Below are 6,370 nucleotides of genomic sequence, written 5' to 3'. Positions count from 1 at the left end.
TCCAGTCCTGCGGCTCGATCTTGCCGTCGGCTGCCATGACCGCGTCGAAGCGCGCCTGTTCGGGCGAATTCGCATCCGCGTCCAGCGGGGCGACGTTGCCGGGGATATCGAGGGATTGGGTGTACATCTGCACCATCCAGAAAAAGTGGCAATGTGACGCAGTATAAATTAACCGACCGGTCGGTCAATTGAATTTTACTTTCGGTCGCCAAGTGGCATAGGATCGGGGATACCCTCGGCATCTTTGTGCACGCGGGCGAGATTGCTCTACCCTCAATCCATCCAGGAGGTAGTGATGTCACGGACTGTCAGGTTTTCCGAGGCCGGTGCGCCCGAAGTGCTTCGATTCGTCGAAGAATCGGTCCGCGGCCCAGGCCGCGGTGAAGTTCGCATCAACGTGAAGGCGATCGGTCTGAATCGCGCGGAAGCGATGTGGCGCACCGACCGGTACATCGAGTCCGTGCGCTTTCCGGCCGGGCTCGGGTACGAGGCGGCCGGCATCGTCGACGCGGTGGGCGAGGGCGTCGTCGATTTCGCACCCGGAGACGCGGTCAGCGTGATCCCGTCGTTCTCGATGAATCAGTACTTCACCTACGGCGAAGTCATCATCGTGCCGGAGCATGCGGTTGTCAGGCATCCGAAGTCGCTTTCCTTCGCCGAGGCCGCATCGGTGTGGATGATGTTCGTGACCGCATATGGCGCGCTGATCGAAGATGCGAAGGTGGGCGCGGGCGACCATGTCGTCGTGCCGGCCGCTTCGAGCAGCGTTGGCCTGGCGGCGATCCAGCTTGCGAATTACGCGGGCGCGACGTCGATCGCGGTCACGCGCCATGCCGCCAAGAGGCAGCAGTTGCTCGACGCGGGCGCCGCCCACGTGATCGTGACGGACGAGTCGGACCTTGTCGAAGAGATCATGCGGATCACGGACGGGAAGGGGGCTCGCGTCGCTTTCGATCCGGTCGGCGGCCCGAACTTCGCGAAACTGATCGAGGCGTTGTCCTTCCAGGGGATCGCGTATCTGTACGGCGCGCTCGACGAACGTGCCACGACGCTGCCGGTGCTGCAGATGATCGCCAGGATGAATTCCGTGAAGGCGCACAACATCTGGTTGACGAGTGGCGACCCGACGCGCCGCAAGGCCGCGGTGGAGTTCGTGCTCAAAGGCCTCGAAAGCGGCGCGCTGAAGCCGGTCATCGATCGCACCTTTGCGTTCGACGAGATCGTCGACGCGCACCGCTACCTCGAAACCAACGGGCAGTTCGGCAAGATCGTGGTAACGGTATAGCCGAAGGCCTGGCATTGCGCTGAGCAGGCTTCCCTTGCGTTTCAGGAGACCACATCGGCGAGCGGCCGCCTCGGCGCATGACGTACGCGCGGGCCGCGCCCGACGCGAAGCAGCAGCTGCGGAAACGCGTCCGTGCGCAACAGCGTGCGCAGCCGCTCGCGCAGCGCGTCCACTTCGATCGGCTGGTTCAGGTAGGAAGCGGTCAATCCCGCCGATGCCGCGACCAGCAACATCCGTTCGAGCGCCTGTCCCGCTGCGAGCCATGCCTCGCGGTCGTCACGCATCGTCGCGATGCCGACCATCAGCGGCGAGCCATCCACGAGGTGCTCGTGCGTGGCCGGCTGTCCCGCACCCGCATCGAACACCCGGACGGCCATGCTGACGAGCGGCGCCGCGAAATCGAGCAGCGCGCCCACAGCGGTACCGTAAGCGGGCATGCCATCGTCGCGCCGCCGCGGGTGAATCCAGCTGGCGAGCTCGCGCCTGAAACGCGGGTCGGCGAACTGCGCTCGATCCGCATCGGCGATCAGTTGCGCGAGCGCCTCGCGCGCGGTTTTCTGCTCCACGCAGCAGGCGAGCGCGCCCTCGTCGTCGCAGGCGTCGCTTAGCTTGCGTTGCAGTGCGGCGGGAACGGGGTTATCGACGAACGGCGCACGTGTCGTCACGCGCTCGGTCAGCGCGTCGAAAAGCTCATGCAGGTGCGGGTCGCGAGGCCCGTCGCGCGAGACGCGCACGAGCGCCAAGATGTCCGGATCCGCTTCCGCTGGAAACAGTGTGATCGCATAAGCGAGACCGAGACGGCACAGCGCCACGCGAAGATTGAACAAAGCCGCGCCGCAGCTCATCAGAAGTTCGCGATCGAAAGGATCGACCACGGGAAGCGCGCGCATGCGGTCGGCGCAGATCTGTACGGTCTCGCCGTCGACGATGAACCGCCACGGTTGCGTGTTGTGATTCGACGGCGCGAGTACCGCATAGTGCAGCGCAAAGCGCAATTGCTGTTCCACTGGCGTGGAGGCGGGGAAGTGCGGTTCACCGATTTCCCAGGCATCATGTTGCGCGGCATCGCTCATCTCGAAGTCTCCTGTCGGATCAGGGCCGCAAGCACGCGGTTCGTGTCGTTATCGTGTCACCGGGCGCCGTGGCAGGGAAGCACTACAAATCGTTCTCGTCGTCGAACAGCTTATGGCGGATCGCATAGCGAACCAGCCCGTTCTCGTTCGGCATCTGCATTTTTTCGAGGATGCGCGTCTTGTGCGTGCTGATCGTTTTCACGCTGACGCAGAGTTCATGGGCGATTTCGGTGATGCTCTGGCCTTCGACGAGGCGCCGGAACACGTCGAACTCGCGGTCGGACAACCGCTGATGCGGCAGCGTGTCGGCCGGCTCGTTCAGATTCTGCGCGAAGCGTTCGGCCATCGCGAGGCTCACATAGACGCCCCCCGACGCGACTTTCGTCACCGCGCCGACCAGTTCCGCGCTTGCGCTTTCCTTGGTCAGATAGCCCGATGCACCCGCCTTGAACGCGCGTACCGCGTATTGCTGCTCGGCGTGCATCGTCAGCACCAGAATCCGCAAATCGGGGTTTTCCTCCTTGATCTGCTTGATCAGTTCAATGCCGTTGCGCCCCGGCATCGACAGGTCGAGCACGAGCACGTGTGCCTGGGTCGCGCGAATCAGCGCGATCGTCGTCGCGCTGTCGCACGCTTCTCCGGCTACCTCGAAACCGTTCGCTTGCTGCAGGATATGGCGCAGTCCGTCGCGCACGAGCGTGTGGTCGTCGGCCAGCAACACCTTGATCATCGGGTGATCTCTTCCGGTTGTATCCATTGGCAGGAAAACCTGAAGCAATCGCGAAGTACACGCCTTTGCGCTGTATCGATGCGCATGGAATCGCCGGGCATCGACGCGTGTTCGCGCACGCAAGTCGATTTTAGTCGGCTTTTCGGGCCGTTGGCTCCAGTGGTTTCGCGATCGGCGGCTCGTTCACGATCCGCTATCCACTGACCGATTGCCCGGCTAACACGCGGCATCCGTAATACGCGCCGCAGCCGCGACGGTTCGCGTATTCGGCTGCATCAACTCGATCACCGGTCGCCAGAACGCGGGCGAGTCGAACGCTGCCATCGGTACAGCGGTGTCGAACGATAAGGTCAGCGCCTGTTCCGCCGGCGTCAGTGGGTCGGCGCTCGCGAGTTGACGGGTGAGCGTGGCGGTGTCCGCGTCGGACAGATCGCGCGGACCACGCCGGCGCGCTTCGATGCGTTGCGCGAGCACCGCTGGATCGGCGCGAAAGTCGAGAATGCGGGCCGGTACGCCAAGCCGTTCGGCGAGTGCGAAAAACGTGCCGCGCAGACTCGATTCGAGAAAGGTCGCGTCGACGATCACGCTGTGACCGCTTTGCAGCACGCCGTGCGCGAGTCCCAGCAGATGATCGTAGATCGCGCGACGCGCAGCTTGCGTGTAGTGCTCGGCGCCGAGCGTCATTTGCGCGTTGGATACTGGCCGCATGCGCTTGCGTTCGGCATCGCTCGACACGCGTACCGCGCCGCACAGGTCCGCGAGAGCCCGGCTCGCGACCGATTTCCCCGAACCGGAAAAGCCATGACACAGCAGCAGAACGGGTCGCGGCTTCTCTGTTTGCGCCCGCGCCACTTCGAGGTAGCGCAGGGCCGGTTGCGGGACCGCGACGTTGCGGCCGGCCACGTGTCCCGCTTTCAGGCACGCGACCCACGCCCGCACCAGCGCCCGATAGGCGACGTACAAAGGCATCAGAGACAGCGCCGCATAGTCGCCCGAGGTTTCCAACCAACGGTTCAACAGGCGATTGGCGAGACGCGGTTCGGCTCGCGCGCATAGGTCCATCACGAGAAACGCGACGTCCGCCGCGACGTCGATCCAGCGTAGCGCTTCGTCGAAGTCGATACAGTCGAACATCGCGATGGCGCCGCGCCAGCGAACCACGTTGTCGAGATGCAGATCCCCATGGCAGCCGCGCACGAAACCCTCGGCGCGGCGCCGCTCGATCAGCGGCGCGAGTTCGTCGAGCTGTCGCGCGCACCACGCGGCAATGCCGGGCAGCGCGGGATGGCTGCAATTGGCCAGCAGCGGTGCGTTGATGGTTTCGACCTGGGTTCGCACCAGCGTCGCGCTGCCGTAGCGCGACGAGGGCGCGTTGCGCGGTGCGCTCAGGTGATAGTCGGCGAGCCGCTGCGCCGCGCCGTCGATGTCGCGCGGCGTCAGTGCTCCGTTTGCCGCGAGGCTCGAAAAGAGCATCGCCTCGTCGAAGCGGCGCATCTTGACCACGTGCTCGACAGCGACGCCGCCGGCGCAGAGCGCCAGCACGCCGGCACGCCGCGCAATCGGTATCACGCCGGCGTAGATGCCTCCCGCGAGCGGCCGGTTCAGGCGGAGCTGGGCTTCGCAGCAGCGCTGGCGTGTCGAGGCGGAGGTAAAGTCCGCGAAGCCCGGTGCGACGGCTTTGATGATCTTGTACGCGAAGCGCCCGGCGAGATACACGACGGATATATGCGTTTCGATTCTGACGATCCTGCCCGCCGGATGACGGTAGGTGCCCGGCCTGCGCAGCATCGCGTCGAGTCCGCGCAGGCTGCGCCGCGCGGCGCGCAATCGGTTGGCGGCATGCTGGATGCCGCGAAGTGTGGCATCAACCCGGCGTGCGGAAAGCTTGCGGCTCGGCGGCGAATTCATGCCAGGCTCCATGTCGCGACGAGCGGCGCGCCGGGCCGCGTGTCAAGGAGAAACACGAGCGTCTGATTCGACACGGTTGACCTCCACGTAGTGGGACGGACGGCGCGCGCCTTGCGTGCGAGCCAAAATCGTCTACTCATTTAAGTCATCGCGTATGGTAACCGGCTTGATCTGTATCGACGAGGCGGTCAACCGCACGAGACCGGCGTACGCTTCCATATGAAGTGGCGCGGGAGCACCGTTTGACCCCGGTCGAACCGCGTGCGATCGTGGCAGCGACGCGCGGGTGGAGTAGCGAATGAAGCGATTCGATATTTTCAATGGCGATGCCGACGGCATTTGCGCGCTGCATCAGTTGCGGCTCGCCGAGCCTGCCGACACCATTCTGATCACCGGAGCCAAGCGCGAGGTCACGCTGCTGCACCGCGCGAACGCGCGGCCGGGCGACAGCGTGACGGTGCTGGATATTTCGCTCGATGCGAACCGCGCTCCACTCGTCGCGTTGCTGGCTCTTGGCGTAAAGATCGACTATTTCGATCATCATTTCTCGGGCCCGATACCCGCAAACGCATTGCTGACGACGCATATCGATACCTCACCGGATATCTGCACGGCGCTGCTCGTGGACCGCCATCTGCAAGGCCGGTACACGCGCTGGGCGGTGGTCGCGGCCTATGGCGACAATCTGCATCCGGCAGCGCACCGGGCCGCCGCTGCGTGCGCGATGAACCCGTCCGACGAGCGCAAACTGTGCGAACTTGGCGAAGCGATCAACTACAACGCGTACGGGGATAGCGTCGCCGATCTTGCCATCGATCCCGTCGACATGTACCGCGCAATCCAACCCTATGCGGACCCGCTCGAATTCATTGCGTCGACCAGTGTGTTGCCCGAACTGCAGGCGCGGCGCACGGAAGACCTCGAACTGGCCTTGGGACAAGTGGAAGTCCGGCGGCTCGCCAATGCAACGCTGCACATTCTTCCCGACGCGGCGTGGGCGCGGCGCGTGCGAGGCGATTTCGCGAATCTCGTCGCGCGACGCGACCCGGCGCGAGCGCACGCCGTACTGACAGCCGGCGCCGATGGCCGATACACGGGCAGCGTACGGGCTCCGCTCGATTGCCCGCGAGGCGCCGACGTCCTTTGCAGAAAGTTCGGCGGAAACGGCAGGGTCGCTGCCGCCGGTATCGATGGGCTCGATCGCGGGCGGCTCGACGAATTCGCGGCAGCGTTCAGCATCGCGTTTTGCGGCGAATCTCGGGGGGCGGGCGGCCGGTAACCGATTGCTGCATCGTCGGTTGGTCAGCGGGGGCGGGCTTGATGCAGGTCAACGATTGCCGGCCGCTGCGCATCGATCATTGGGCTGTACTGGAA

General features: G+C 64.7%; 5 protein-coding genes and 1 pseudogene. 2 read left to right on the top strand and 4 right to left on the bottom strand.

Features of this window, described 5'->3' with window-relative positions; all coding sequences use genetic code 11:
- Positions 1-127 (bottom strand): annotated as a pseudogene (locus ACLFKU_RS31790) (1,2-phenylacetyl-CoA epoxidase subunit A); the annotation flags it as partial.
- 168 nt (positions 128-295) lie between these two features.
- On the opposite strand from ACLFKU_RS31790, the gene ACLFKU_RS31785 reads away from it, so the two are divergent.
- Positions 296-1,285, top strand: coding sequence for a zinc-dependent alcohol dehydrogenase family protein (locus ACLFKU_RS31785; RefSeq protein ID WP_410851752.1), 990 nt, complete (start codon positions 296-298; stop codon positions 1,283-1,285).
- Between the two features lie 41 nt (positions 1,286-1,326).
- Here ACLFKU_RS31785 and ACLFKU_RS31780 read toward each other — a convergent pair whose 3' ends face one another.
- The 3 genes from ACLFKU_RS31780 to ACLFKU_RS31770 form a co-directional block, all read right to left on the bottom strand.
- Complete coding sequence (locus tag ACLFKU_RS31780) at positions 1,327-2,358, bottom strand: Acg family FMN-binding oxidoreductase (RefSeq protein WP_368586442.1); 1,032 nt, start codon at positions 2,356-2,358, stop codon at positions 1,327-1,329.
- Positions 2,359-2,440: 82 nt separating this feature from the next.
- Positions 2,441-3,088, bottom strand: a complete 648-nt coding sequence (locus ACLFKU_RS31775; RefSeq protein ID WP_410851751.1) for a response regulator — start codon at positions 3,086-3,088, stop codon at positions 2,441-2,443.
- A gap of 216 nt (positions 3,089-3,304) precedes the next feature.
- Positions 3,305-4,996, bottom strand: coding sequence for an AAA family ATPase (locus ACLFKU_RS31770; RefSeq protein WP_410851750.1), 1,692 nt, complete (start codon positions 4,994-4,996; stop codon positions 3,305-3,307).
- Positions 4,997-5,294: 298 nt separating this feature from the next.
- Here ACLFKU_RS31770 and ACLFKU_RS31765 point away from each other — a divergent pair, with 298 nt between their 5' ends.
- Positions 5,295-6,275: an acetyltransferase gene (locus ACLFKU_RS31765; protein WP_410851749.1), complete on the top strand. Its 981-nt coding sequence runs from the start codon at positions 5,295-5,297 to the stop codon at positions 6,273-6,275.
- The last annotated feature ends 95 nt before the right edge of the window (positions 6,276-6,370 follow it).

This window comes from Paraburkholderia sp. EG304, from assembly GCF_046543485.1.
Lineage (GTDB): Bacteria > Pseudomonadota > Gammaproteobacteria > Burkholderiales > Burkholderiaceae > Paraburkholderia > Paraburkholderia youngii.
Note: the sequence above shows the minus strand (reverse complement) of the source record. Positions and strands in the feature narration are given on the sequence as shown.

Coding starts and splice junctions, on each gene's coding strand:
- ACLFKU_RS31785 (WP_410851752.1), top strand. CDS start 296: ATGTCACGGACTGTCAGGTTTTCCGAGGCCGGTGCGCCCGAAGTGCTT.
- ACLFKU_RS31780 (WP_368586442.1), bottom strand. CDS start 2,358: ATGAGCGATGCCGCGCAACATGATGCCTGGGAAATCGGTGAACCGCAC.
- ACLFKU_RS31775 (WP_410851751.1), bottom strand. CDS start 3,088: ATGATCAAGGTGTTGCTGGCCGACGACCACACGCTCGTGCGCGACGGA.
- ACLFKU_RS31770 (WP_410851750.1), bottom strand. CDS start 4,996: ATGAATTCGCCGCCGAGCCGCAAGCTTTCCGCACGCCGGGTTGATGCC.
- ACLFKU_RS31765 (WP_410851749.1), top strand. CDS start 5,295: ATGAAGCGATTCGATATTTTCAATGGCGATGCCGACGGCATTTGCGCG.